This is a genomic window from Streptomyces sp. SID5910, assembly GCF_009862125.1.
Lineage (GTDB): Bacteria > Actinomycetota > Actinomycetes > Streptomycetales > Streptomycetaceae > Streptomyces.
The window spans coordinates 1-1,837 of the sequence record NZ_WWHX01000734.1 but is presented as its reverse complement, the minus strand read 5'-3'; the positions used below and the strand labels follow the sequence as shown (position 1 = coordinate 1,837).

At 72.3% G+C, this 1,837-nt stretch carries 1 protein-coding gene; it reads right to left on the bottom strand.

Annotated elements, in window-relative coordinates; translation table 11 throughout:
* Positions 1-1,837 (bottom strand): type I polyketide synthase (locus GTW67_RS25860; protein ID WP_161167190.1); only part of this gene is annotated, 1,837 nt, incomplete at both ends.

Here is a 1,837-nt window from a genome sequence, read left to right as displayed (position 1 = left end):
CAGCAACAGACGCTGCTGCGGATCCATCGCCAACGCCTCACGCGGCGAGATGCCGAAGAACCCCGGGTCGAACTCAGCGGCGTCGTACAGGAAACCACCCTCACGGGCATACGCCGTGCCCTTGTGGTCGGGATCCGGGTGGTACAGCGCCTCCAGATCCCAGCCGCGGTCGGTGGGCAGTCCGGCCACCGCGTCGCCGTCGTTGACGAGCAGATGCCACAGGTCCTCCGGGGTCTGTACACCGCCGGGGAAGCGGCAGCCCATCCCCACGATGGCGATCGGCTCGTCATCCGGTACGGTCCGCGGCGTCGCCGTCGCCGGGAGCGCGGCGGTTGTCGCGCCGGTCTGCTGCTCGTCGTCCGTGTGATCCGGTCCCAGCAGTTCGCCGAGGATGTGGCGGGCGGCCGTGGCCGGGGTCGGGTAGTCGAAGACGAGGGTGGCCGAGAGCTTGAGGCCGGTGGCGGCGTTGAGGCGATTGCGGAGTTCGACAGCGGTCAGCGAGTCGAAACCGAGGTCCTTGAAGGCACGCTCCACCGCGAGCTTGTCCGCGTGCCCGAGGACGGCCGCCGCGCTGTCGGCCACCAGCTCCTGCAGGACGTCCTCCCGCTCGCGCGGCGCGAGACCGGAGAGGCGGCGTACGAGGGCGGGAGTTCCGCCGTCGTCGGTGGCCGACTCGACGACGCGACGGACCGGGGTGCCGATGAGGTGCCGCAGGATCGCGGGGACGGTTCCGGGCCGGGCGTTGGCGCGCAGCACGGCGACGTCCATGTGCGTGGGCACGAGGAGGAAGTCGTCCGCCGTCTGGGCCGCGTCGAAGAGGGCCAGCCCTTCGTCCGCGGGCAGCGGCGTCATGCCGAAGCGCGCCAGGCGGGCCATGTCGACCTCGCTCAGGTGGCCGGTCATCTCACTGCGTTCGGCCCAGAAGCCCCAAGCCAGTGAGATCGCGGGCAGCCCCTGTGCGCGCCGGTGCGCCGCGAGGGCGTCCAGGAACATGTTGGCCGCGGCGTAGTTGCCCTGGCCCGCCGCGCCGAAGGTCGCGGCTGCCGAGGAGAACAGGACGAAGGCCGTCAGCCCCATGTCCCGGGTGAGCTCGTGCAGATGCGCCGCCGCGTCGACCTTGGGGCGCAGCACGGCGTCCAGCCGTTCCGGCGTCAGTGACGCGATGACGCCGTCGTCCAGGACACCCGCCGCGTGGACCACACCGCGCAGGGGGTGTTCCTCGGGGATCCGCGCCAGCAGGCCGGCGAGCGCGTCGCGGTCCGTCACGTCGCACGCCTCGAAGACCACGTCGGCCCCCAGCGCGCCCAGTTCCTGCGCGAGTTCGGCGGCGCCGGGCATGCTCCGTCCGCGGCGCGAGGCCAGCACCACGCACCGGACCCCGTGTTCGGCGACCAGGTGTCGCGCCACCAGGCGCCCCAGCACGCCGCTCGCGCCGGTGATCAGCACGGAGCCGTCGGTGTCCCATACGGGGTCCGACGTCACCGCCGGGACGGCGGAGCCCGGCGCTCTGGTCAGGCGCGGGATGCAGGCCCGGCCGTCGCGTACGGCGATCTGTGGTTCGTCACCGGCGAGTACGACGTCGAGCAACGCGTCCGACACCCCGTGCCCGTCCACATCACACAGCACGAACCGCTCCGGATGCTCCGCCTGCGCGGACCGCACCAACCCCCACACCGCAGCAGCCGCCAGATCGGACACGCCCTCACCAGGCACAGCAGACACCGCACCCCGCGTCACCACCACCAGACGCGACCCCGCGAACCGCTCCTCACCCAGCCACTCCTGCAACACCCCCAACGCACGACGCGACACCGACCGCACCTCAGCCGGATCACCC